The 25202-nt window shown below is 56.9% G+C and carries 20 protein-coding genes and 1 pseudogene; 9 read left to right on the plus strand and 12 right to left on the minus strand.

The genetic code is table 11. The features are described from left to right. Positions 1 to 44: 44 nt before the first annotated feature. The 9 genes and pseudogenes from ACHZBS_RS20435 to ACHZBS_RS20475 all read right to left on the minus strand — a co-directional run bounded on the left by ACHZBS_RS20435 (position 45) and on the right by ACHZBS_RS20475 (position 12122). Positions 45 to 1598, minus strand: coding sequence for a hypothetical protein (locus ACHZBS_RS20435; protein WP_319408370.1), 1554 nt, complete (start codon positions 1596 to 1598; stop codon positions 45 to 47). Between the two features lie 23 nt (positions 1599 to 1621). Then, entirely contained in the window at positions 1622 to 3307 is a 1686-nt protein-coding gene (gene pgm / locus ACHZBS_RS20440; RefSeq protein ID WP_319408371.1) for a phosphoglucomutase (alpha-D-glucose-1,6-bisphosphate-dependent), read from the minus strand. 75 nt (positions 3308 to 3382) lie between these two features. Further along, complete coding sequence (gene pgi, locus ACHZBS_RS20445) at positions 3383 to 5050, minus strand: glucose-6-phosphate isomerase (protein ID WP_319408372.1); 1668 nt, start codon at positions 5048 to 5050, stop codon at positions 3383 to 3385. A gap of 56 nt (positions 5051 to 5106) precedes the next feature. Beyond that, complete coding sequence (locus tag ACHZBS_RS20450; protein WP_319408373.1) at positions 5107 to 5769, minus strand: YXWGXW repeat-containing protein; 663 nt, start codon at positions 5767 to 5769, stop codon at positions 5107 to 5109. 469 nt (positions 5770 to 6238) lie between these two features. Continuing rightward, positions 6239 to 6571, minus strand: a pseudogene (locus tag ACHZBS_RS20455) (peroxiredoxin family protein); the annotation flags it as partial. Positions 6572 to 6752: 181 nt separating this feature from the next. Further along, on the minus strand, positions 6753 to 7652 hold the full coding sequence (locus tag ACHZBS_RS20460; RefSeq protein WP_319408374.1) for a universal stress protein: 900 nt from the start codon (positions 7650 to 7652) through the stop codon (positions 6753 to 6755). 156 nt (positions 7653 to 7808) lie between these two features. Then, the gene (gene cls, locus ACHZBS_RS20465; protein WP_319408375.1) at positions 7809 to 9200 is read right to left on the minus strand and encodes a cardiolipin synthase; all 1392 of its coding nucleotides are present in this window, start codon (positions 9198 to 9200) and stop codon (positions 7809 to 7811) included. A gap of 72 nt (positions 9201 to 9272) precedes the next feature. Beyond that, positions 9273 to 11210, minus strand: coding sequence for a potassium transporter Kup (locus ACHZBS_RS20470; protein WP_319408376.1), 1938 nt, complete (start codon positions 11208 to 11210; stop codon positions 9273 to 9275). 267 nt (positions 11211 to 11477) lie between these two features. Beyond that, on the minus strand, positions 11478 to 12122 hold the full coding sequence (locus ACHZBS_RS20475; RefSeq protein ID WP_319408377.1) for a DUF599 domain-containing protein: 645 nt from the start codon (positions 12120 to 12122) through the stop codon (positions 11478 to 11480). A gap of 370 nt (positions 12123 to 12492) precedes the next feature. Between ACHZBS_RS20475 and ACHZBS_RS20480 the strand changes: the two genes are divergently transcribed. The 9 genes from ACHZBS_RS20480 to ACHZBS_RS20520 all read left to right on the plus strand — a co-directional run bounded on the left by ACHZBS_RS20480 (position 12493) and on the right by ACHZBS_RS20520 (position 20668). After that, on the plus strand, positions 12493 to 14283 hold the full coding sequence (locus tag ACHZBS_RS20480; protein WP_319408378.1) for a histidine kinase: 1791 nt from the start codon (positions 12493 to 12495) through the stop codon (positions 14281 to 14283). Further along, a complete protein-coding gene (locus ACHZBS_RS20485; RefSeq protein WP_319408379.1) occupies positions 14280 to 14912 on the plus strand; it encodes a response regulator transcription factor in 633 nt (210 codons plus the stop codon). The genes ACHZBS_RS20480 and ACHZBS_RS20485 overlap by 4 nt, the downstream gene beginning before the upstream one ends. Before the next feature lie 188 nt (positions 14913 to 15100). Continuing rightward, positions 15101 to 15466: a response regulator transcription factor gene (locus ACHZBS_RS20490; RefSeq protein WP_319408380.1), complete on the plus strand. Its 366-nt coding sequence runs from the start codon at positions 15101 to 15103 to the stop codon at positions 15464 to 15466. A 33-nt stretch (positions 15467 to 15499) separates the two neighbouring features. Beyond that, positions 15500 to 15937 (plus strand): universal stress protein, encoded by a 438-nt coding sequence (locus ACHZBS_RS20495; protein WP_319408381.1) that lies wholly within the window; start codon positions 15500 to 15502, stop codon positions 15935 to 15937. Between the two features lie 11 nt (positions 15938 to 15948). Further along, positions 15949 to 16335, plus strand: a complete 387-nt coding sequence (locus ACHZBS_RS20500; RefSeq protein ID WP_319408382.1) for a hypothetical protein — start codon at positions 15949 to 15951, stop codon at positions 16333 to 16335. Between the two features lie 46 nt (positions 16336 to 16381). Then, positions 16382 to 18898, plus strand: coding sequence for a plasma-membrane proton-efflux P-type ATPase (locus tag ACHZBS_RS20505; RefSeq protein ID WP_319408383.1), 2517 nt, complete (start codon positions 16382 to 16384; stop codon positions 18896 to 18898). A 104-nt stretch (positions 18899 to 19002) separates the two neighbouring features. Next, positions 19003 to 19785: a hypothetical protein gene (locus tag ACHZBS_RS20510; RefSeq protein WP_319408384.1), complete on the plus strand. Its 783-nt coding sequence runs from the start codon at positions 19003 to 19005 to the stop codon at positions 19783 to 19785. Beyond that, entirely contained in the window at positions 19769 to 20233 is a 465-nt protein-coding gene (locus ACHZBS_RS20515) for a DUF2231 domain-containing protein (protein ID WP_319408385.1), read from the plus strand. The genes ACHZBS_RS20510 and ACHZBS_RS20515 overlap by 17 nt, the downstream gene beginning before the upstream one ends. A gap of 153 nt (positions 20234 to 20386) precedes the next feature. Further along, positions 20387 to 20668: a hypothetical protein gene (locus ACHZBS_RS20520; RefSeq protein ID WP_319408386.1), complete on the plus strand. Its 282-nt coding sequence runs from the start codon at positions 20387 to 20389 to the stop codon at positions 20666 to 20668. 118 nt (positions 20669 to 20786) lie between these two features. Here the strand turns inward: ACHZBS_RS20520 and ACHZBS_RS20525 are convergent, their stop codons facing one another. From ACHZBS_RS20525 to ftsH, 3 genes are all read right to left on the minus strand, one after another. Then, positions 20787 to 21314 (minus strand): transporter substrate-binding domain-containing protein, encoded by a 528-nt coding sequence (locus ACHZBS_RS20525; RefSeq protein WP_319408387.1) that lies wholly within the window; start codon positions 21312 to 21314, stop codon positions 20787 to 20789. Between the two features lie 509 nt (positions 21315 to 21823). Further along, positions 21824 to 23125, minus strand: a complete 1302-nt coding sequence (locus tag ACHZBS_RS20530; protein ID WP_319408388.1) for an APC family permease — start codon at positions 23123 to 23125, stop codon at positions 21824 to 21826. A 74-nt stretch (positions 23126 to 23199) separates the two neighbouring features. After that, complete coding sequence (ftsH, locus tag ACHZBS_RS20535) at positions 23200 to 25161, minus strand: ATP-dependent zinc metalloprotease FtsH (RefSeq protein WP_319408389.1); 1962 nt, start codon at positions 25159 to 25161, stop codon at positions 23200 to 23202. Positions 25162 to 25202: the final 41 nt, after the last annotated feature.

Here is a 25202-nt window from a genome sequence, read left to right on the forward strand (position 1 = left end):
CGGGCAGTGGATACTTTTCGCCAATCTCGCAACCTTGGCATCCGCTATTGTCGTTTCCGGTCGTTTTGTTCTTCATCCGGCCGGGATGGTGGCCTTTTGCGGAAGAAACCGCCGTCCTGCTTGCCGGCTACCGGAGGGGTGCGAATCTTCACCGGGTCCGACTGATACGGTTGGCCTTTTCGCGATGATATGGCTGCCGGTTGTTGCTGCTCGGGGGCCGGCGTCGGCCGTTCCCGGCCGCTGCCTGGCGGCTGGACGCGTTGTGCAGGCTTGAATTGTTTGCGTTCCGATGGATTCATTGCCGGACCTTTAGGCTTCGCCGGCGAGGCGATTTCACTGCGTCCGGCCGATGGTACCGGCCACATCCCTGACCGGCCGGACTGACGACCGGCACCCTGTGATTCCCAACGGCTCCGTTCCTTGACAAACTGGTGAACGTCGTTGGAATGCCTTGATATCTGTTGCCGCGCTTCCGGCTGGTTCTGTTTGAACGTGAAGGTTTTCTTTTTCCTGACAATTCGCGTCATCGGCGCAGCGATTTCGAAGTTCTTTCGCCGGGTTTCCGGCATCTTGCTTACCCTGCGCTCCATCTCCCGATACGTTTTCGGCGGTCGAAGCATCTTGTCGGCGCGGCGGCGGTCGTATTCCTGCCGCTCGTGCTTTGCCCATTGCGGTTCATCCTTGCGATGGCGCCAGCGGTCATGCACATAAATCGGGTCATACCAGGTGCGCCGCCGCTCAACCTCAAACCGCGGGAAAATACCGATGCCGATATAGGCGCTGTCGTAGTAATCGCCGAAATAATAGTGGCTGTATTGCGGACGGGTGAACAGGCCGAACTGCAGGTTGCCGATATCGACGGCGATGCTCAGCGCGTAAGAAAACCCCGGGCGCGCGTAAAGGGGCCTCGGAAAATAGATCGGCGCGAACAGGACCCCGCGGCGGCCCAGCGAGTAGTCCCAGTGCCCGTTTGCAAACACATAACCGCGAGGGGTCCAGACGTAATGCGACGGCATCCATACCCAGTTTGTCTGGCCGGCGATCCAGTAGCCGGGCCGTCGGCGGTATTGCCCGTGATACCAGTACCAGCAAGGCGGCACCCATATCCGGTCCGGCGATGGCGGCGGTCCCGGCGGTTCGACGTCCGTCAGTGCCGGCGGCGGCGGCAAATAGTCGATCTCCTTGTTTCCGGCAGGTGTCCAGAATCCGGCCACCCACTGCCAGCCTTCCGCCGACGGTGCCCAGTAGCCCGGCACCCAGGACATGCCCGGCGGCACAGCCCGCCAGCACCCGCTCACCCAGATATACCCGTTTCTGTCCGAATCCCACCCCCAGTAGCCCGGCACCCATGCAAACTGTTCGCCCGCGGGCCTCTCCGGCGGAGGGACTTCCTCAATGTCGGCCGGCGGCGCGGTCGGCGCGACCAGTCCCGTCTGGTCCTCCAGATTAAACGGCTGGGCAAATGCCTCATTGACCGGTCCCTGCGTCAAAACCTCCGGCTGTTCCTCTGCCGGTATCGGCGGCGCCTGTTCGGCCGCTTCGGTGACCGTTGCCGCCGCCAAAATGATTGCCATGACGATCATCATTGCTGGCTTCATATCGATTTCCTTCGTTGAAGATCTCAATCCGGTTGATGCGGGGACGCTGCCAACGTATCGCTGACCAGCGTCCGGGCTTCCCCGATGATGCGGTGCAGATGATCCGTGCCGCGAAAACTCTCGGCGTAGATTTTGTAAATATCCTCTGTCCCCGACGGGCGCGCCGCGAACCATCCGCTTTCGGCGATGACTTTCAAGCCGCCGACGGGCGCATCGTTGCCCGGTGCGCGGGTGAGAATTTCGCGGATCTTTTCACCGGCCAGTTCGGTTCCCTTGACCTGGTCGGGCGAGAGTTTTGCCAGCCGTTTTTTCTGCTCTGCGGTAGCCGGTGCTTCGACGCGGTCATAGGCCGGTTCGCCGAATTCGCCGGTGAGTTCGCGATAGATCTCACCCGGGTCGCGGCCCATGCGGGCGGTGATCTCCGCCGCCAGCAACGATAAAATGATGCCATCTTTATCGGTCGTCCAGACGCCGCCGTCCATACGGACGAATGACGCCCCCGCGCTCTCTTCGCCCCCGAAGCCCAGGAAACCGTCAAACAGGCCGTCGGCGAACCACTTGAAACCGACCGGCACCTCGTAGAGTTTCCGGCCAAGCTTGGCGGCGACGTGATCGATCATCCGGCTGCTGACCAAGGTCTTGCCGACCGCCGCGGTTGTGGGCCACTTCGGCCGGTGACGGAAGAGGTAGAAGATGGCCACCGCCAGGTAGTGGTTGGGCGGCAGCAAGCCTGTACTGCGGGTGACAATCCCGTGCCGGTCATGGTCGGTGTCGCAGGCGAAGGCGATTTCGAAGCGATCCCTCAGGCCGATCAGCCGCTGCATCGCGTAAGGCGAGGAGGGGTCCATGCGGATTCGGCCGTCCCAATCCACGGTCATGAAACTGAAGGTCGGATCGACAGCCTGGTTTACGACCGTGAGGTTCAACCCGTAGCGTTCGGCGATCGCGCTCCAGTAGTGGACCCCGGCACCGCCGAGTGGATCGACCCCCAGGCTGAGCGTCGCCCCGCGGATGGCATCCATGTCGAGCACATTGGCCAGATCGGCGGTGTAGGTATTCAGAAAATCGTAACGGTGCGTCGTGGGGACGCGCATGGCTTTCTCGAAAGGAATCCGCTGCATACCCGCCAGGCCATTTTCGAGCAGGGCATTCGCCGTATCCTCGATCCAGGTGGTGACGGCGGATTCCGCCGGCCCGCCGTTGGGGGGATTGTATTTGAAGCCGCCGTCACGGGGTGGATTGTGCGACGGCGTGATGACGATGCCGTCGGCCAGTCCGGTCTTACGCCCGTGGTTGTATGTGAGGATCGCGTGGGAAACGGCCGGGGTGGGGGTATATTCATCCCCCTTGGCGATCATGACCTCAACCCCGTTGGCCGCCATCACCTCCAGCGCGCTGGCGTGAGCCGGCACGGAGAGGGCGTGGGTGTCCATGCCCAGAAATAGGGGGCCGTCGATTTTCTGCCGCTTCCGGTAGAGGCAGATGGCCTGGCTGATGGCAAGAATATGCTGTTCATTGAACGCCTTATCCAGGGCCGAACCCCGATGCCCCGAGGTGCCGAAGGCCACCCGTTGTTCCGGTACGGAGGGGTCGGGTACCTGGGTGTAGTAGGACGTGACGAGTCGGGGGATATCCACCAGCATGGCCGGGGTGGCCGGCTGGCCGGCCAGGGAATTTATTTTTTCAGGCGCATCTTTTGGATTGTTCATTGGGCACCTTCACCGCTTTCAAATGGCGCTTTACGGTTTTGTTTTGGGATTGGCGATGGCTGCGGCAACCGGCATTCAGGTTTGTTTATCTTTGAGTCGGCGGTAGCGCCGGATGAGTGCGTTGGTCGAACTGTCGTGGGCAAGCTGCGGCTCCCCCGCACCTTCCAGTTCGGGGATCGTCCGCTGGGCCAGGACCTTGCCCAGTTCGACGCCCCACTGATCGAACGAATCGATATCCCAGACGGTCCCCTGGGTGAAGACGCTGTGTTCGTAAAGCGCGACCAACAGTCCCAGCGTCTCCGGGGTCAGACGCTCGGCGAGGATGGTGTTGGTCGGGCGGTTGCCTTCGAAGGCGCGGTGCGGTGCGAGCCATTCCGGCGTGCCCTCGGCCTTGACTTCATCCACCGTCTTGCCGAAAGCCAGGGCCTCGGTCTGGGCGAACAGGTTGGACATCAGCAGATCGTGATGATTGCCCAACGGATTCAAGGCCTGGCAGAAGCCGATGAAGTCGCAGGGGATCAGCCGGGTGCCATGATGGATGAGCTGGTAGAACGAGTGCTGGCCGTTGGTGCCCGGTTCGCCCCAGGTGATGGGCCCCGTTTGATAGGCGACGCGCGTGCCGTCTCGTGTGACCCGTTTACCGTTGCTCTCCATGGTCAGCTGCTGCAGGTAAGCGGGAAAGCGTTTGAGATACTGATCATAGGGCAGCACCGCGACCGTGGGCGCATCGAAAAAATTGCTGTTCCAAATCGTCAGCATCCCCATGAGGACGGGCAGGTTCTGTGCGAACGGTGCACTGCGGAAATGTCGGTCCATCTTGTGAAAGCCGGTGAGCATGTCACGGAAGTTTTCGGGTCCGATGGCAATCATGGTCGACAGGCCGATGGCCGCGTCCATGGAGTAGCGCCCGCCGACCCAATCCCAGAAGCCGAACATATTGGCGGTGTCGATGCCGAATGTGGATACCCCGTCGGCGTTGGTCGATACGGCGACGAAGTGCCTGGCCACGGCGCGTTCGTCACCGAGGGCTTGCAGGCACCAGGCGCGGGCGCTGTGGGCGTTGGTCAGCGTTTCGAGCGTCGTGAAGGTCTTCGAACAGACGATGAACAGGGTTTCCGCCGGGTCGAGATCGTGTGTGGATTCAGTGAAGTCGGTGCCGTCCACATTGGAGATGAATCGGAAGGTCAGGTCGCGTTGGCTGTAATGGCGCAGCGCCTCGTAAGCCATCACCGGGCCGAGATCGGAGCCGCCGATGCCGATGTTGATGACGTTGCGGATACGCTTGCCGGTGTACCCTTGCCATTCGCCGCTGCGGACCCGGCGTGCGAATGAGGCCATTTGTTTGAGCACCGCATGCACCTCGGGAACCACGTCAAGACCCTCGACGACAATCCGCTCGGACCTGGGGGCACGCAGGGCCGTGTGCAGCACGGCGCGTTTTTCGGTCACATTGATCGGCTCGCCATGGAACATGGCATCGATGCGTTCACGCAGACCGCATTCCTCGGCCAGTCCGATCAGCAGGCGTAGGGTTTCATCGGTGATCCGGTTTTTGGAGTAGTCCAGATAAATGCCGGCGGCTTCGGCGGTCAGGCGCTCCCCGCGGTCGGGATCGTCGGCGAAGAACTGCCTCAGATGCAGATGACGTATCGTGGTGAAATGGGCTTCGAGCGCCTTCCAGGCCGGGCGCTCGGTCAGGGATTGGCCCGGCGTTCCCATTTGTTTCAACGGATGGTTCCCCATTATTCTGTCTCCTCGCAACCGACTCTATTTACGTGTTCAAGGTCGCCCAAACCTGGCTATCTCCAGTGGCGGCGATATCCGTATGGCCGCATCGGCCGATGCCAATAGCCGCGGTGCCAGGCCCATCCGCTCCCCAGCCAAAACCATGAACCACCCACCCATACATAGTCCGGACCCGGAGCCACCACCACCGTTTCCGGCAGCGGCGCCGGTGGAACGGCGCCTACCACCCCCGCCACTTCGGCGGACGGAATCTGGGTCGGCGTATTGATCATGAAGTCAATGACCCTGTCACTGGCCCCCGAGTTTTTCAGATCGATAATATCCGCTGTGCTGAGTCGATAGACCGTCCGGGAGTTGCGAATCTGACTGATGATCAGATCGTCGCTGATTCCGGCGCTGACCAGCGCCTTGACATCCGGCACCGTCAACGGCTGGCCTTGTTCGATCCGCTGCATGGTTTGGGGAGCCTGCGCCCGCAGCTGTGCTTCCTGGTTCTGGTCCAGACCGTGGCCGATGAGGCCGCCGACGATGGCGCCCATGGCTCCGCCGAAGGCGGCGCCGGGTCCCCGACCGGCGATACCGCCGATGGTCGCACCCGTGGCTGCTCCGGCCAGGGCCCCCGAGGCGGTGTAGTCCGGCCGGCCCTGGGGGGTATAGCAGCTTGTTACTGAAATTCCCGCAATCGCTATAATCCAAAAATACAGGTGTCGTTTCATTTTCATTTTTCCTTTCGACATATGGTTTTTCAGATCATTTTAATTTATATCGAAAACACCTGAATTTAAAAGAAAATAAACTTTTCTTCCTTTTTTCTTCATTTTGGAAAACTGAATAAGATTGGCGAACCACACATCTCATCGCACACCGTTCGCATATCATGAAGACCGCCCATGATTTAATGGTTACGGATTGAAAACATGGGGTGCATCGTGGGACATGATTAATTCCATCAGACGGAATTTTTATAACAATATGAATAGCCAGGAAAACAATGTGCACGAATGGTCATGGAGTCAATATTCATATTTTTGCACATGGCAGTTCGGCTTTGTCGGACAATTATTATATCTTAACAACAAACGGCATTCAATTGATCATAAACGGGTCGAGATAAAGATTTGTTTAGGTAACGGCAGGAATCACCCGGCGCTATCAGCAGCCGTGTGGATTGCATGGTGATGAAAATCAGCCCGGGTCGGCGTCTATTGCTTCTATCAGCTTCATTATCTCTTTGTTTGAAGGGATGTCCGTCATCGAATGACCGTAATGCACAAACCGGAGCATTCCGGACTTATCGACAAGCATCTGTGCAGGCAGCCTGCCCAGCTTAAACAAATTGGCCTCCTGTCCATATAATTTTAATATCCTGTGTTCCGGGTCGGGCAACCCGATAAACGGCAGATCTTCTTTCCTCCAGAATTTTTGAAATGATTCGCCGTTTTCCGGTCCAACAACTATTATTTCCGTACTCAATTTTTCGAAACGTTTATAGTCTTGGCGCAACTGCGCCATGTGCCTTCGGCAGAAGGGTCAAAAAAAACCACGATTAAAAACCACGAGCACATTTTTTCGGCCCGTGAAATCCGAGAGGGATAGGCTGTTTCCGGAAAAATCATTCAACGTAAAGTCAGGTGCATGTGCGTTTAGCGCCACTCTGGCCATTTTTGACTCCTCACTGTTTGAAACCCTTCAGGTTTATTCACCGCTTTTCGTTGCGATAGGGTACCGCCAGCACCGGCACCGGGGCGTGCCTTAATACCAGTTCGGTGGTGCGCCCCATTACCGTGCCTTGTTCGAATTGCTTGTGATGGGCGCCGATGACAATCAGGTCGCAGTCAATCTCCTTGGTCAGGTCGATGGCCTGGGCGGCGGCCGTTCCTCTGCGCACAACGAGATCAATGTCATTAAATTCCGGAACCGTCTTCTGTATCCAGGCAGGGAAGTCTTTCTCATCCGTCGCCGTACCGGATTCCAGACTCCGCAAAACGGTGAGGCGGGCTTCAAATCGGCCGGCCAGGGCGACGGCCACCCGCAGCGCATGGCCGGCGGCGGTGGTAAGATTGCACGGGCACAGGATGTGTTGTATGCGGGGCCTTGCCTCCGGTTGGGTCGTATCGATAAAATCGGTGATCTTTTGCCGGACGATGAACACGGGTGCTTCGGAGCGATGTAATATACTCTCGGTGACCGATCCCAGCATCCAGTGTTTTAGCCCGCTGTAGCCGTGGGTGCCCATCACGACCAGATCGTCCTGGTTCTCGGCCAAGGCCTGCATGACGGCCTCCGCGGGTTCTGAATCGGTCACGCGATAGCGCATGCGGACTTTTTTGCTGTCGGCGTCGCCCAGAACGCGGCGGACATGCGCTTCAAGCCCATGAATGCCCGCTGCCCTGGCGTGGTCTATTTCCTTTACCACTTGAGCGGTCAACTCCCGTGATAAATAGCGGGGAACGTCGACGTGCATGGCATGCAGTACGGTCAGGGATGCATCGAACATACGTGCGCCGACGTGCGCATATTTTAGGGCCAGATCGGACAGTTCGCTCATGTCAACGGGACAGAGAATTGATGTGGGGTTGTAAGACAGTCCGGGTTCCATCGTCTTTCCTCCTTTTTGTCGTTTTAACTTTTGCCGATGAGGAATTGAAGGGCCTGACCAAAGAAACCACCGCCGGTTGTTGCCGGGGTTACCCAAAGGTGACCGCCTCCTCAATGCAAACCTGCGAATGGGTTCACCCTGACCTTGCCCGCACCATTACAACAATGGCGCAAAAAGCCTGCCGACACTCTCAATAAGCCCAAACGATCGCTTGGGTTGTCGTTGCCGCGCTGAACAATCCTTCCTTATTAAATCAAACATCCAGGACTCGAGCTGCCCGATTGCATCCGCATCGTAGAGACACAACGCGATTTCATAGTTCAGCAACAGACTTCGCATGTCCATGTTGGCCGATCCTACCATGGCAAGCGAATCATCGACCAGGATCGCCTTGGCGTGCAGCATGCGCGGTTCGTATAGCCATACATCGGCACCCGACTCCTGAAGCCGTGTCAGATAGCCCTCTCGAACCAGGTCCGCCAGCCGATGATTGGATTTTTTCGGTATGATAATGGATACGTCGACATGTCGGCGGACAGCGATGCACAGGGCTTCCAAGAGCATTTCATCGGGGACAAAATAAGGCGTCGTCACCCAGATGCGTCGTTCGGCCCTGAATATTTCGGTGAGGATCGCATTGCGCAGTGAATCGTTGCGGACATCCGGCCCGCTGGCGACCAGTTGGGTGACACCGCTGGTCTCAAATTGGGTTGCCGAGTCGGTGGTCGGATGACCATCCAGCAGGGCTTTGCTTGCGAATTTCCAATCCGACCTGAAAACGTCGGTGATATGATCAATCACCGGACCCTGGACCAGCAACGAAAGATCCTGCCACCGGCCAGCGACCTCCCGGGGGCCCATGTATTCCGACGCAAGGTTCATTCCCCCGATGATTGCCGATCGATTGTCGCAGATGAGCATTTTGCGATGATTGCGTAAATTGGCCCGGCCCCGGAAAGGCAGGTGAATCATGGGCATGAAAAAAGCCACCCTGCCACCGGCCGCTAAAAGCGGCGATAGAAACTTCTGAGATATTCTCACAGAGCCTAATGCATCCAGAAGCAGACAAACGGTTAGCCCTTGCGACGCTTTTTCCGCAAGGGCATGAACAATGGCACTGCCGGTTTCATCTTTTCCCAATATGAACGTGGCAACAAAAATAGAGTGGCTGGCTTGGTGAATAAGATCCACTATCGTTTCAAATGCCTGCTCGCCCTTAAGCAAAAAGGTCACCCGGTTGTTTGCCGATGGTGGGGAGATGCCGCTGTCGGGTTCAAGCAAAACCGCGTCGCGGATATGGGCATCGTTAAGCGGCCGGCTCCTGTCTTGGGCGAGTTCCGGTTTTGTCCCGGCCTTGTCGAGCATCTTGCGACCGCCAAAAATCAAGTAAAGCGGCACGCCCAGGTAGGGGATGAAAATGATGGCCATCAGCCATGCCAGCGTGCTGGTCGGCGGTCTTCGCTCCCTTAAAATGTGGGAGAGCAAAGCCAGCGCCAGAATGAAGCCAATGGAGGGCAAAAGATGGACGAGCAGCCAACGAAAATCCATAATGCTAAAATCCTGAAAAGAAAAGGTCAGCCGGTAAAGGTTCAATTGATCCGAAGGCATCTCCCGGGCCTGTCAAATGGCCAGACGAACGCCGATTTCGATCACCTGGTCCGGCGGAAGACGGAAAAACGAGGTAGCGTCGGCAGCATTGCGCGACAAGAACATGAAAAGGTTCAACCGCCAGCGCGCCATGCCGGGTGGGTCCGCCATGACCAGGTTTTCACGGCTGATGTAGAAGCTGGCCGTTTCCGGATCGATCTCCACCCCTTGATCGCGTGCCAGGGAAAATACATTGTCCAGGCTGGGATCCTCCATGAATCCATAGCGAACCACGATGCGATAGAAGCCTCCGCCTAATTTTTCGGTCTGGACCTTTTCCAGACTGGGGACCCGGGGAACGTCTTCCACCCGGAAATGAAGCAAGACGGTACGGCTGTGCAGCACACAGTTGTGTTTGACGTTGTTGACCAGGGCTATAGGCGCGGCGCTTCGACTTCCCGCTAAAAAAACAGCGTCGCCCTCGATTTTATTTGGCGGATGGCTGCCCAGATCGACAATCAACTGATGAACCGGCGGCATGATCGTGCGCAGCTTGTCGGCCAGGATCCGGCGGCCTCTGGCCCAGGTGAGCATCACGGTGAAGAAGGCTGCACCGATGACCAGCGGAAACCAGGCTCCGTGAAGGATTTTGCTCAGGTTGGCCGCAAAAAACGGTACATCCACCAGCAGAAAAAGGCCTGCCAGGGGTGCAGCCCACATCACCGGCCAATTCCACCGCTGGCGGGCCACAACAAAAAACAGCACCGTGGTAATGATCATCGTTGAGGTTACGGCCACCCCGTAAGCGGCTGCAAGTTTGCTGGAGGTTTGAAAACCGGCCACCAGGGCAATCGTGCAGACCATGAGCATCCAGTTGACCGGGGCTACATAGATTTGGCCGATCTGGCTTGCAGAGGTGTGCCGGGTTTTCAATCGCGGCAGGAATCCCAGTTGGATGGCCTGGCGGGTCATGGAGAAAGCGCCGCTGATGACCGCCTGCGAGGCAATGATGGTGGCCAGGGTGGCCAGAAATACCGTCGGAATCATCGCCCAGGAGGGCACCATGGCGTAGAACGGATGATCCACCGATTGCGGGCTGCCCAGGAGAAGCGCGCCTTGTCCGAAATAATTCAGCAGCAGGGCGGGCAGGACGATGGCAAACCAAGTCAACCGAATGGGTCGGGTGCCGAAATGACCCATGTCCGCGTAAAGTGCCTCGGTCCCGGTGACCACCAGAAAAACGGCCCCCAATACCACGAACCCGTGCAGTTTGTTGAAAATCAGAAATTGGGCCGCATGCCACGGGAGAACCGCCGCCAGCACCTGCGGTGTGCGGGCCACCTGAACCCCTCCGGCAAGCGCCAGGAAACAGAGCCAAACCAGGATCACCGGGCCGAAAAGGCCGCCCACGCGGGTCGTGCCGTGGCGCTGAATCAAAAACAGACCGATGAGAATGGCAACGGTGATGGGGATCACATAGGGGGTGAACACGGGCGTAATAATGCGGATCCCTTCGACGGCGCTCAAAACGGAAATCGCCGGCGTGATCATGCCATCCCCATAGAGCAGGCACGCCGCAAAGAGGCCCAGCCCGATAACGCCCAACTTACGCCGTTTTTTGGAAAGCCCGTTTTGACCTTGCATCAAGGCGGTCAGGGCGATGACACCGCCTTCCCCGCGGTTGTTCGCCCGAAAGACGAACAGCAGGTATTTCATGCCGACAATCATTACCAACGCCCAGAACATCAGCGAAAGAATCCCCATGACGTTGACAGGGCTGACCGCAATTCCATACTCTCCGTGGAAACACTCACGGATCGCATATATCGGGCTGGTGGCAATATCCCCGAAGACCACGCCTAACGCAGCCAGTGAAAGTCGCGCCAGACGGCTGTCGATCCTGGTTTGATCGCTTTCGCCTGGAGGTTTTCCCGAGTGGCCCTTTTCAGACTCTGCGGCGGAATCCGTCATGCGTTAATTTTCCTTCTGATTTTTTGTCTTCTCACGGGTTGCATCGCCGTAATTAGCTTCGCAATAAACGCAATGAATGGTGGCAAATTTAGACTGGGACGCCAATGATAATGTCCTGTTTACCATCGATGGCCTCGAAGAAAGTCCCCGATGTGTCCTTCCCTTGAAAGTGGGGATCTATAACTATTTGAATCTTATAGATCCCCGCCTTGGTGGGAATGACAAAACACCTGAGATTTCGACTTTTTACGATTCCATCAATATTGCTTAGGCCTCACGATCCAGGCGGTATAAAACGATAACCAAAATCAGACTGCCCACAAACATCCAGATCGGCCCGAACAGCCATAAGGCGATCGGCACCGACAGATAGAACCCGCGCATGCCGATGGTGTAGTGCAGCGCGCCGTGATTGAGAACCTGGGTAACCGCTTCGGCCGAGACGGTTGAATCGTTTTGCTGAAACGTGTTGATCATGAACCCGACGTGATTGTAGTAACGGATGCAGAGCGTAAAATTGAAGAAAGTGACGAAGAAGATGATGCCCAGCAGCATCAGTTTGAACATCCACAAGGTTTCGGTTTTTGTTCCCAGCAGATTGAGCGAATGAGAGACTTCCATGAAAACACCCGGTCGAAACGCGGCGCTGAACGATCCCAGGCAGACAAGAATCGCCGTAGAGGCCAAAAACGTGGCTGCCATCACCTGATTGCGCAGCGTTTGCACCGCCAGGATGTCGCGCTTGTCTCTGATAACCCCTTGGACCCACAGGTGGCGTGCGTGGTTGGTGATGCCGATGGCCGTCGACAAGGAATCACTACGTACCTTTTTGTACAGGTTCATGTGGTAGGCGATGACAACGACCGCAGTTGAAACAACCATAATAGTTTCATACAGTGAAATAGTGGGCATGGTTGGCTTCCGCAAAGAAAAATGAACCAATATCAATCGGAAATGATGTTCCGTGAGAATATTGCCGATATGGGCACTGAAAAGGGAATCGTTTACAGATAAAAAATACCTGTCGCCAACCTATGCTATCCGCCCCTTTGGGTGCAACAATAAAAAAACGTCATTGAAACCGTGACGGTTTCTATAGTTGTTCCTGTCATCGTCCTGATGACAGGGTTCAAAAAATTAAAGTGGTTGCAGCGCCTGAGGGCAGAAAAAAGATGGGGCAGTTGCGCTTCGGGTGGATTTGGCGCTATAAAATGATAATCGTAACATGCAGGACACCTTTCCGGCCGATCCGAAAATACTTTAACTTAACATAGCGATCACCATGCAACAATTTGTCGGCATCAGTTTAAAAACGAGGCTTTACCTGTTGGTTCTGGCAGCTTTCATCCCGGTGGCAATTCTCATCGTTTATGTTGCCGAAGAACAGAAAACGATTGAAACGGACGCCATTTTGAACAAGACCATGCTGCTGACGCAGGCGGCGGCGGATGCAGAGAACCTGCAGCTGGAGTCCACCCGCAATCTGTTGGCCGCCGTGTCCCTGGCCTTCCAGATGGTCGACGGTCAAGCGGACCGACTTTCCGGCCTCCTGGCCGATCTGCTCGGCCATGCCAAGGGGTATGCGGCGTTTGGCATCGTCGATACAGCTGGCCACCTGCTGGCCGGCAGCGACCCATTGCAAATGGAGAAAGACTATTCCGACCGAGCGTGGGTGGCCGCGAGTATAGCGCATAACAGCGTGAACATGGGCCAGTATCAGGGTGAGCATATCAACGGTGAGCCGGTGGTCTATTTCGCACGGCCCGCTCTTGACAGCAGCCGGAAAATAGTGGCCGTGACCTTTGCGGCCCTTAACCTGAACAGGATGAACCGTAATGTCTTCAGCCAGTTGAGCGATCTGCCCAAGGGATCCCAATTGACGCTTTTGGACGAAACCCGGAAAATGCTGGGTTATGATGTGGACGCCGCACGATGGACCGTTCCCCAGCATCTCGATTCGGCCTTGCAGCAGCAGATTCTCAGCCAACCATCGGGCACGCTCGTTGCCGCCGATGAGAACGGGAATCTGCAGATCTATGCCTTTGCCCGCCTGGAAAGCGCCTTCCGGAATCGCCGGATTTCGGTTGTCCTGGCAATTCCCCAAAAGCTGGCCATGGCCGCATCGAAGCGCATTTTCACCCGCAATCTGGCGCTTCTGGTCATCTCGGCACTGATGGCCGTCCTGTTCATCTGGTGGGCTGCCGACGTTTTTATTCTCCGGCGGGTCGGGGCGATGGTCCGGGCCAGTCGCCGGTTGGCCGCCGGCGATTTGCGGGCGCGCATCGGTCCCATCGGCGTCCGCGACGAACTGAGTCATCTGGCCGGCGTGTTTGACGAAATGGCCGCATCGCTGCAAATGCGCATCGAACGCGAAGATCAGGTGATGGTCTCCTTAAAACACTCCCGGGAGCAGCTTCGGCGGCTGTCCGCCTATCAGAACGAGGTCCGTGAACAGGAGCGCATGCGTATCGCCCGCGAGATTCACGACCAGTTGGGCCAGTCGCTGACCATTCTGAAAATGGATCTCTCCTGGATGAAAAAACACATGCCGGTGGCAGACACCCCGATGGATGAGAAGATGGACGCCATGTCCCGGGTAATCCAGGAGGCCATGGAAAACCTGCATGCGGTTACCGCTGACTTGAGGCCGGTGATTCTGGATGACTTCGGGTTGGCCGCCGCGATCGAATGGCAGGCCGACGCGTTCACCCGGCGCAGCGGGATCGGTTGCCGCCTGGAGAACAACAGTTTCGAGCCGGACCTTTCAAAGGAGCAAGCTACCGCCCTTTTTCGCATTTTTCAGGAAACCCTGACCAACATCATGCGCCATGCCGGGGCCGACGATGTGGTTGTCCGTTTAGAAGAACGCGACGGTGGGCTTTTTTTTCAGATTGAAGACAACGGGCGGGGCATCACCTCGGATGAAATCATCGCTCCCAATGCCTTTGGTCTGCTCGGTATCCGTGAACGGCTCTATCCCTTTGGCGGCCGGGTCTCCTTCGAGGGCCGACCCGGCCGGGGAACCCGCGTGACCATCCGACTGCCCCTATTTCCGGAAGGAGACACCCCATGATCCAGGTTATCATCGCCGACGATCATCCGATCGTGCGCGCCGGATTGAAACAGATCATCATGGAAGATGCCGGTATCACCGTGGCCGGTGAAGCCGAAAACGGCAACGACCTGCTGGCCCAGGTGCGTCGTCAGGATTACGATGTCATCCTTCTGGACCTCACCATGCCGGGCATGGACGGATTGGATGTACTCAAACAGCTCAAGATCGAAAAACCCCACATACCGGTGGTCATCCTGACCATCCATCCGGAATCCCAGTACGCCCTGAGAATATTGAAAGCCGGGGCGTCCGGCTACCTGACCAAGGCAAGCGCCGACGATGAACTGATCGAGGCCATCCATAAGGTACACCGCGGCGGCAAGTACATCAACCCGTCCCTGGCCGAGAAGATTGCCTTTGCCCTGGATCAGGACACACACAAACTGCCCCATGAAGCCCTGTCGGACCGCGAATATCAGGTCCTGTGCCTGATCGGCAGCGGCAAGACGGTCTCCCAGGTTGCCGACGGGCTGGCTTTGAGCGTCAAGACGGTGAGTACCTACCGCGCCCGCATTCTGGAGAAGATGCACATGGAAAATAGCGCCGAACTGATCCACTATGCGGTTCAGAACGGTCTGGTGGATTAACCCGCCGCCCATCCCCGCCGCCTGCCCGCATCTCCTCCTTGAATGATTGCCGTCGGCCGGACGTCATTTAACGTCGGACAAACACCGACAAGAACTCCCGCCCGCCTCCTACATTAAGATCAGACAGCCGCCGATTTTCCCCTCGGTTCCCTGCCCTTATTATGTAATCAGAAAAAAGGAAGAGCCCAATGAAACAGGTTTTGATCATAGACGATTCTCCCCGGATCCGCGAAAGGATTGCAGCGCTTCTGGCCGAATCTCGGCAGATCCGAATCGCCGGTCAGGCCGGCAACGGCCGTGACGCCCTCGATGCGGTTCAACGCCTGAAACCCGACACGGTTGTTCTCGATATCCGTCTGCCGGATCTAAGTGGCATCGAACTGCTCAAAACCTTCAAGATCCGCTATCCGAAAATGGCGGTCATCATGCTGACCAATCTCGATGATAGCCGCTACCGGCAGCAGTGCCGACAACTGGGAGCGGATCATTTTTTGAGCAAGACCATGGAGTTCGAAAAAATCGTCGACACGATCATCGACAACCCGGCGCACTGAGCCCGTCGTGCGCTTCAACGAAAGGAGTGTATCATGGAAACCTTCAACAATATCCTCGTTGTCAGCCGTTCCACCCAGCATTGCATCAAGGTGCTCCGCACCGGAATCGCTTTGGCCCGTAAGTTCGACGCCCGACTGAACGTCCTGCATATCATTCACGATCCTTTCAGCCTGAACGGCTGGAACCTTCCGGTCCCGTCCCTGGACGATGAATACAAATCCATGGTTGCCAAGGTGCGAGTCGAACTGGATCGACTGGTTCAGACCGAAAAAGCCGAGGGGCTGGTAATTAACGAATGGGTTAAAGACGGCAATCCGGTCGATGCTATTCAGGAGGCCGTCGAAAGCGAAAAGGTGGATCTGATCCTCATGCTGGCTCACCGTGAGGGTCGTCTTGAGCATTTTCTGTTCGGTAAGACCAACGATGCCATTATCCGTCGCCTGCCGGCGACATTGATGCTGGTCAGATAAGGAGAAATGCCATGGTTAAGGCCCTATACCGAATGATCGACGGTTCACAAAAGCAGCAGAATGTCTGTGCCGGTCCATCCACCGATTCGGATGCCCTCATCATCAATGAGGCACAATTGATCCTGGCCGAAAAACGAACCTCATTGGCGGCCATGCGTACCGGCATTGCCGTGTTTGCCCTGCCGTTATCGGTGATGGGCCTGCTGATCGCCACCTCGCGATATTACGATGTGCTGCATGTGCTGCCGCTGATTGTCCCGTTGGGCGTCATGCTCATGGCATTGATCATTCTGGGCAGTTATCTGATTTACCGGGCGTTGAGTAACATTCACCGCTACGATCGATTGATCCATCAATTAAAAGCGTGCCACAGCAAGCTGTCCGAATTTCTCGATTAAGGGCAGATCGACCCGTGACAGCAACGGGTCAAGGAGGAATAAAATCATGGACGAAAACCAGATTGGGACGAAAGCCGCCCAACAGACACCGACCGATGAACTGATGCGACAGCTGGGCGCCACCCCGCAGGGCCTTTCAAAAGAGGAGGCGAGGCAGCGGCTGGAACGGTTCGGAGCCAATGAAATCACGGAAAAGACCACCCGCCCGATCATCCAATTTCTGGGCTACCTGTGGGGGCCGATCCCCTGGATGATCGAGGCGGCGGCGATTCTCTCTTTCGTTGTCCACCATTGGGTCGACCTGGGCATCATTGTCACCCTGCTGCTTTTCAACGCCGGGGTGGGCTTCTGGCAGGAGTACCAGGCCGGCAATGCCGTGGCTGCATTGAAGAAAAAACTGGCCCTGAAAAGCCGGGTGCTGCGTGAGGGGGCCTGGCAGGCGCTGAATGCCCGTGAACTGGTTCCCGGCGACATCATCCGCCTGCGGGCCGGGGATATCATTCCGGCCGATGCCAAACTTATCGATGGCGACTACCTGAGCGTAGACCAGTCGGCCCTTACCGGCGAATCTCTGCCCGCCGGCAAAGAGAAGGACGATGTGGTCTATTCGGGTTCCATCGCCAAGCAGGGGGAGATGATCGCCCTGGTTACCACCACCGGCGCCCAGACCTACTTCGGACGCACCGCCAAGCTGGTGGAAGGCGCCGGCAAGGCGTCCCACTTCCAGAAAGCCGTTCTGCAGATCGGCGACACCCTCATCTATCTCAGCCTCGGCCTGGTGGCGGTGCTGGTTATCGTACAGCTCTTCCGCGGATCCAGTTTTGCGGAGCTGCTTCAGTTCGCCCTGATCCTCACCGTGGCTTCCATCCCGGTAGCCATGCCGGCCGTGCTCTCGGTGACCATGGCCGTGGGCGCCGTGATCCTGTCCAAAATGAAGGCCATTGTCTCCCGTCTGGAATCGGTCGAGGAGATGGCCGGGATGGACATTCTCTGTTCGGACAAAACCGGCACCCTCACCCAGAACCGACTCACCCTGGGTGAACCGCAGACCTTCGATGCCGGCGATGCCGGTGAACTGATCCTGACCGCGGCCCTGGCCTCCAAGGCTGAAAACAACGACAGCATCGATTCGGCAGTGATCGACGCCCTCGACGACCCAGGCATACTGGACGGATTCAAATCAATCGCCTTCATGCCCTTCGATCCGGTAGGTAAACGCACTGAAGCGACGGTTGGCGACAAAAACGGCCACCGATTCAAAGTGACCAAGGGTGCACCCCAGGTGATCATGGATCTGGCAGGACTCGATCAGCAGACTCGCAAAAAGGCCGACGCGGTGGTCGACGATCTGGCGCAGAAAGGCCAGCGCACCCTGGGTGTGGCGCGCACACAGGGTGAAGACGGTCGATGGCAGTTCATGGGCATCCTGCCGCTGTTCGATCCGCCGCGCGAGGATTCTGCAGAAACCATCGCCAAGGCCCAGGCACACGGCATTCAGGTCAAGATGGTGACCGGCGACAACCTGGCCATTGCCCGGGAGATCGCCGGCAAGCTCGGGCTGGGCCGAAATATCCAGAACGCAGACCGGCTGTTGAGCGAGGACCGGTCTTCGAACGACGAGGACCTGGCCGCCCGGACCGAATCAGCCGACGGCTTCGCCCAGGTCTTTCCCGAAAACAAATTCAGGATCGTCAAGGCCTTACAGGAAAAGGGTCATATCGTCGGTATGACCGGAGACGGCGTCAACGATGCCCCGGCCCTGAAACAGGCCGATGTGGGCATCGCCGTCAGCGGGGCCACCGACGCGGCCCGGGCGGCGGCCGATCTGGTTTTGACGGCGCCTGGCCTGTCGGTGCTGGTGAACGCCGTGGAGGAGGCGCGTCGCATTTTCGAACGCATGAACAGCTATGCCGTCTATCGAATCACGGAGACCATCCGTATCATGATTTTTGTGGTCCTGGCGATGATCGTCTTCAACTTCTACCCGATCACTGCCATCATGATTATCCTGCTGGCCTTTCTCAACGATGTACCGATCATGACCATCGCTTATGACCACACAGGGCTGGAACCCGGGCCGGTGCGCTGGGACATGCATCGGATCATCGCCGTCTCGACCGTCATGGGCCTGACCGGCGTGGCCGGCAGCTTTCTGATGCTATACATCGCCCTCGACCTGCTGCATCTAAGCATTCCCCAGGTCCAGACTTACATTTTCCTGAAGATGGCCGTTTCCGGACACCTGACCCTCTTCGTGGCCCGCAGCAAGGGCTTTTTCCTGAAAAAACCCTATCCGGCACCGGTGATGATCTGGTCCGCACTGGCCACCAAGGTGATCGGCACCCTCCTGGCCGCCTATGGGTTCGGTCTGATCACACCCATCCATTGGCGTGAAATCGCACTGATCTGGGGCTATTCGATCATCTGGGCCTTTTTGACCGATTGGACAAAAACCCTGGTTTACCAACGCTTCAATTTGCGCGGCCAACGTCATGAGCAGTTCCTGGAAACCATCCACCATCCTCTGACACCCCACTCGACGCATGGCGGGGTTCATCCGTAAATAACTCAAAAGAGGATGGTTTTTTTTTGTTGTTACATTCAAATCAGCACCCCGCGTTTTCTCAGCGGGGCGCTGCATCGAGCAAGGGAGCCACCGGCAAGTTTATGGAACCCATTCAAAAACGCAACCGACTCATCGGGTTATATCTTTCAGTCCTTTTCATTCTCCTCCTCTGTGTGAGCGTCACCCCCCTGTTGATCCGGCACGGGCTCTCTTTCAACCGCCGCCTGATTGTCGAAGAAGAGACCCTTGAAACCTTACTGATCATCACGCTGTTCGGTATTTCTTTCGTGATTCTGAGGAGTTTCATGCATACCCTCGAGGCCTACCAGCAGGTCGTGAATCAGGCCGGTAAAGAGAAGTCCAAATTGGTGTCGCGACTGGCGGAGGCATTCAGCTACATCGGCACGGTCAATGTGGAGATTCATGAGATCGAGTCCGTGCTTTGCGGGGTGGGCTGCTACCCAAAGAACAAAAGGGAATTCAAACAGGTCATCGATGAGCTGGTCGCCAAGGCCATGACCGTTGCCGCCGCCCCCTGGATGGTTGTCCGCATGATTGACCGGCACAGCGGACATACGGTCAATGAACACGCCGTTCAGCGCCCGCAAGGAGGGCTACCGTCGGTCACCATGGGCAACCGGACGATCCTTGACGGTCTCCGGGTCGATGGACTGCAGACGATCGGTACGCACAAGCAGGATCTTGACCTGCTGACGGTTTTTATCCTGCCCGAATCTGTCATTTCCGAAGATCGAACCGTCCTGCTTACCGTCATCCTCAATCAGATCGAAATGCTCTTCCTGCTCCACCGGTCCGGCTGTCTCCGGCAGCCCTTCAAAAACGACAACATTGAAAAGGAGTTCGGTCATGATTCCGATTACTGAAATCCATCCCATGCTGGTTCACTTTCCCATTGTCCTGTGGATCAGTGCAGAAGCCATTGCCGTGGTTGTCCTGCTGCGCGGTGGCGACTTGAGCGCCCGGCAGCAGTGGTCCATGACCGCTTTTTACAGTCTTCTCGCCGGAACCGCATTTGCCGCTCTGGCGGCATTTTTCGGCGATATCGCCCTGGATCATGCCGTTGCCGCCGGTTTTGCGGCCGGCCCAATGGAATTCCATGAAACCATTGCCTTGATTACCTTTAGCATCTTCGTCCTGCATGCAATCCTGCGAATGCTGGCCATCTGGCGCCGTTACCCCCTGACCGGCATCCGTGGCTGGCTGGCCGAACTGCCCGGTTTGGTCGGCATCGTCGGGTTGCTGGTGACCGCCTATCTTGGGGGTGAACTGGTGTATCATATGGGGGTCAATGTGGCCGCCGTGGTTCGCTGAGAGTTTTTCTGCGGGGGGGGCGCCAGGACACCGTCCCGGCGGTGCGCCACGCCATCGACATCCCGATGCTGGTGCTGCGCAGTAAAGTAATAGGATAGGAACACGCCCCACGCAGCCGTCATCCTGTGCTGCCATGATTTCACAGGATCGCGTTTGACAAACACCACCATGCTGGTAACCATGGATGTCGCTATCAGGATATCCAATTTGAATGGAACGAGGAACCAAGCGATGAATGTTTCGGTTTTGATGGGGGGAATACTCTTTGGCTCTATCGGTGTTGGCTTTCTTGTTTATGGAAAAAAGCAACACGCCATCATTCCGCTGATCAGCGGAATGATGCTAATCGTATGCCCATATGTGATCTCAAACATATATTTGCTTGTCATTACCGGTATCCTTTTCACCGCGCTCCCTTTTATCATTAAAAGATAGGTTCTGACTTGAATACTTGGAAGATAAGGATAACCACCCAACCAACTTCACATCATAAAAAAGACGGAGGTTATCGCTTTCGCCTGCTTTTAATAGGGAATCGGTTCAACAGGCGCAATTATCGAGCCAAAGGGTCGCCGGGTAAACAGACTTCCTTGATGGTTTCTTCCGGATAAGTGCCCTGATAGATGTTCGCAATAGTCCCGTCCCTCTTCGAATCCTCTAGTGCGGCTTGCCAGCTCTTAATTTGCAATTCGTTTATATCTTTTGAAAAAGCAAGATAGAGATATTCTTTCTTGAGATTAAAGATCGGTTTAACGCTATCAGGAGTCATATTCTGTTCTTTTAAAAGACCATTCATTCCGATTTCACTCGTATAAAATAATTGTACCCGATGGGCTTGAAGCATTTTGAGACATTGCGATGGCTTGGCTACTGGATTAATATTGGTCAAGCCTAACGCCTTTAAATAGCTTTCGTTGGAGCTGCCTCGCAGCACACAAATTTTTTTTACATGCTTGATGTCCTCTGTTTTCTTTAATTTTCCATCATAATCGGCGATACTGTATATGATTCTATTCAAAACTAAAATTGGTCCGACCCATTTAAAGAGGTCTTCCCGTTCTTCGGTTCGGGTCGTTTCCAACAAGACAACCTTTTTTTCATGCAACCCCATATGGTATGCGCGTTTCTACGGAAGAATGCTTATAGCCGCAGTTATCCCCTGTCGACGCAACAAATCTTTAACGAGATCGATGGTCACGCCGTCAGGGTTCCCGTTTTCATCCAGATATTCCCCGGGAGGCGATTCTTCGCCTAAAATTCGTAGTTCAGCTTGACAGACGGCTGACACAACCAACACCATCAATAATGCCGTTAGGCAACGCATATGATGTCCTTCCGTGTCGAATAATTTGAAGGGATATCAGATAGAGAAGGAATAAACCTCAGGCCTAAACCGAATCCTGATAAAGTGTATTCCAGATATACTCAAAATACCTTTGGCCCTTGCCTCCTGTCAATTGTTGGGACAGATAATTTTCGGACCGGCAGCCAGAATCCAAAGGGTTATACGGGTAGGTTCCGATACCGATACTGATATCGAGGGAATCCAGCGGTATAAAACGCCAGATGTGAGAGATAGGGTATGATGGGTCAGGAACGGAAACGGTCAAAAAAAAGATCGCCCCGTCGCCACAGGCGATAGGTGCTTTCGACGGCAAAGGCCAACACCAACATTCCAACCAGCACCCAGACGTGGATAGGTGCCTGTTGGATGGTGTAATAGATGAGGCTGGCCAGGGCGCCCAGGCAAAGCATTACACCCAGAATCGAGATCCAACGACGGCTGCGGGTCTCCCGGGCCAGTCGGACGTTGGCCGCGTTGACGGCGGCGAAAATCAACAAGAAGCCGGCACTGCCCATGGTCGATATACTCGACAGGTCGAACAGATTGGCCACCAGCAGGGTCGCTCCGGTGGTGATCAGCAGGCCCTCCACCGGGTGGTTCCACAGCTTGTGTTCCAGTATCGCCGGCAATTCTCCATCTTTGGCGATGGTATAACTGAGGCGGGCAGCGCCGTAAAGGGTGGCATTGATGGCCGACAGAGTGGAAAGCAGCGCCGCCAGGGTGATCAGCAGATAGCCGAACGATCCCAGGAAAGGCCGGGCCGCTTCGGCCAGAGCATAGTCCTTGGCCTCCACGATCCGCTGCACCGGCAGGTTGCCGACCGTCACCGCAGCCACCAGCACATAGAGCAGGATCACGAACCCGACGGCCGAGTAGTAGGCCCGCGGAAGGGTGCGTTCCGGCTCACGGACATCTCCGGCCGTGTTGGCGATCAGTTCGAAACCCTCGTAGGCCAGAAAGATAATCATCGCGCCGGCAAGGATAGCCGCCGCGTCCGACCAGCTGCCGACAGCCAGACGGGAGGTGTTGAGTGTCCAGGCCCCCACGGCGACGAAGAAGAGCAGAATGGTGATCTTGACCGCCACGATCCATTCCTCAGCCCTACCGATGGTCTCGACGTTGAGAAAATTGAGACCGGTGACCGCGATCACCCCGGCGCTGATCAGCACGTGTTTCCAGACCAGGCGGGATGCTTCGGGAAACATGGCGGCGCCGTAACTGCCGAAGGCGAACGCATAGAGGGAGAGCATCACGATGTAACTGATCCAGAGCAGGATGTTGGTCGTGCCGGTCAACAGCCCCGAGCCGAAAGCCTGATCCAGAAAGGCGACGGTGCCGCCCTGGCTGGGGAAGGCCACCGACAGGCGCGTGTAAGCGTATGCGGTCACCATGGCCACCAGCCCGGCGGCCATAAACGCCACCGGTGCCGCGCCGCGGGTCATCTGCACGGACAATCCCAGCACCGCGAAGATGCCGCCGCCGACCATCCCGCCGATACCGATGGCCACCACCGACCAGTAACCGATTTTCTTCCCGGATGGATCCATATCTTCAGTCTCCTTTGCCGGCGGGTGTCGATGGGGGCTTCCTGCAGCCCGGATCACCCGAATGCCAACCTATGCTATCGCGCTGTGGCCAGGCGTGGCTGGCCGGCCGGGTTCCCTGATTCCGATGGCTGGCCGGGTCCCAGGATACGCTGAATATCCTTTCCACCGATTTTCTCCTGCTTTAGCAGCAGCTTGGCCATGGCTTCCAGTTCACCGCGGTGCTCGCCCAGAATCTGGCGGGCCGACTGGTAGGCCGCATCGATGATCGCCTGGGTTTCGTTGTCGATCAGCGTCTCCAGGGTTTCCGATCGGCGCTGCATGGCGGGCCCCTGGCCCAGAAAGGGATTGGATGCGGCCTTTTCCACCAGCGACCGGTTGGGCAGTTGATCGCTCATCCCATATACCGTGAGCATGTTGCGGACGATATCGGCCACCTTCTCCAGATCGTTGGCGGCTCCGGTGGAGACTTCGCCAAAGACCAGTTCTTCGGCGGCGCGGCCGCCCAGCAACCCCTTGATTTTGCCCAGCAGTTCGCTGCGCGACATGAGAAAACGATCTTCCAGAGGCGTCTGCAGGGTGTAGCCCAGGGCGCCGATCCCGCGGGGGATGATCGATACCTTCTGAACCGGATCGGCCCCCGGTGTGAGGTGTCCGACGATGGCGTGGCCCGATTCATGGTAGGCCACCACCTGGCGCTCGTGGGGGTTGATCAGCTTGTTTTTCTTCTCCAAGCCGGCGATAACCCGTTCGATGGCATCCTGAAAGTCGCCCTGAGAAATGGTCGCTTTCTCCGTGCGCGAGGCCAGCAGCGCGGCCTCGTTGCAGACATTGGCGATTTCGGCGCCGGCGAATCCGGGTGTCTCGGCAGCCAGTTTACGGAAATCGACCTGGTCATCGAGTATGAATTCACGCGTGTGTACGGCGAAGATGTCCATGCGCCCCTTCAAATCGGGGCGATCGACCAGGATCTGACGATCGAACCGTCCGGGCCGCAACAATGCCGGATCGAGCACTTCGGGTCGATTGGTGGCCCCCATGATGATGATGCCGGCCTGGGGATCGAAACCGTCCATCTCCGTGAGCAGTTGGTTGAGGGTGTTTTCGCGCTCGTCGTTGCCGCCCATATAAACCCCCTGGGCGCGGTTTTTGCCCACGGCATCCAACTCGTCGATAAAGATGATGCAGGGGGCCTTGCCCTTGGCATCCTTGAACAGGTCGCGCACCCTGGCGGCCCCCACGCCCACGAACATCTCCACAAAATCGGAGCCGCTGAGGTTGAAGAAGGGCACCCCGGCTTCACCGGCCACGGCCCGGGCCAGAAGGGTTTTGCCCGTTCCCGGAGGACCGATCAGCAGAATTCCCTTGGGCAGTTTGGCGCCCAGACGGGTGTAGCGTTCCGGATTTTTGAGAAAGGAGACCACCTCTTTAACCTCCTCGACGGCTTCGTCCACACCGGCCACGTCGTTGAAGGAGACCTTTTGTGAGGGATCCACGGCATAGATCCGGGCCTTGTTCTTGCCCACGTCCAGGAACCCGACCCCCTTGCCCATGCGGCGGGCCAGAAAGCGCCCAAGGAGAATGAAAAATGCCAGCGGCAGGATCCAGTTGGAGAGGAAGTTGGAGAGCCAGTGGGATTCGATCTTGCCGCGGTAGTCCACCCCGTGGGCCTGAAGGTCGGCAATCAGCTTCGGGTCGTCGAGACGGGTGACCACGAACTGGCGTTCGGCCTTTTTCTGCGCGTTGTCGTTGAACAGGCCGAAATCCAGATTCCAGGGCGCCTTCTTGTGGGGCGGCTGGAACGCCGGGGATTCTTTCGCGGCGCCGCCACCGTCGGCACCGGTTGCTTTTTCCAGGCCGAAGATGCGGTCCGATTCCACGATCACGCTCTGAATCCGGTCCTCCGTGAGCAGATTCCGGAAGCGGCTGTAGGAGATCTCCTTGACCGCGGCGCCGCTGAAAAAGATCGACTCCAGCATGATGACCGAAAAGAAGACAAACAGGTAATAACCCAGTGAGAACTTGTACTGCTGTTTCATGCTGACCTCCGTCGCGGCGTTCCGTTTTAATGAGAGCGGCG

Origin of the sequence: uncultured Desulfosarcina sp. (assembly GCF_963664155.2) — a bacterium.
Classification (GTDB): domain Bacteria; phylum Desulfobacterota; class Desulfobacteria; order Desulfobacterales; family Desulfosarcinaceae; genus Desulfosarcina.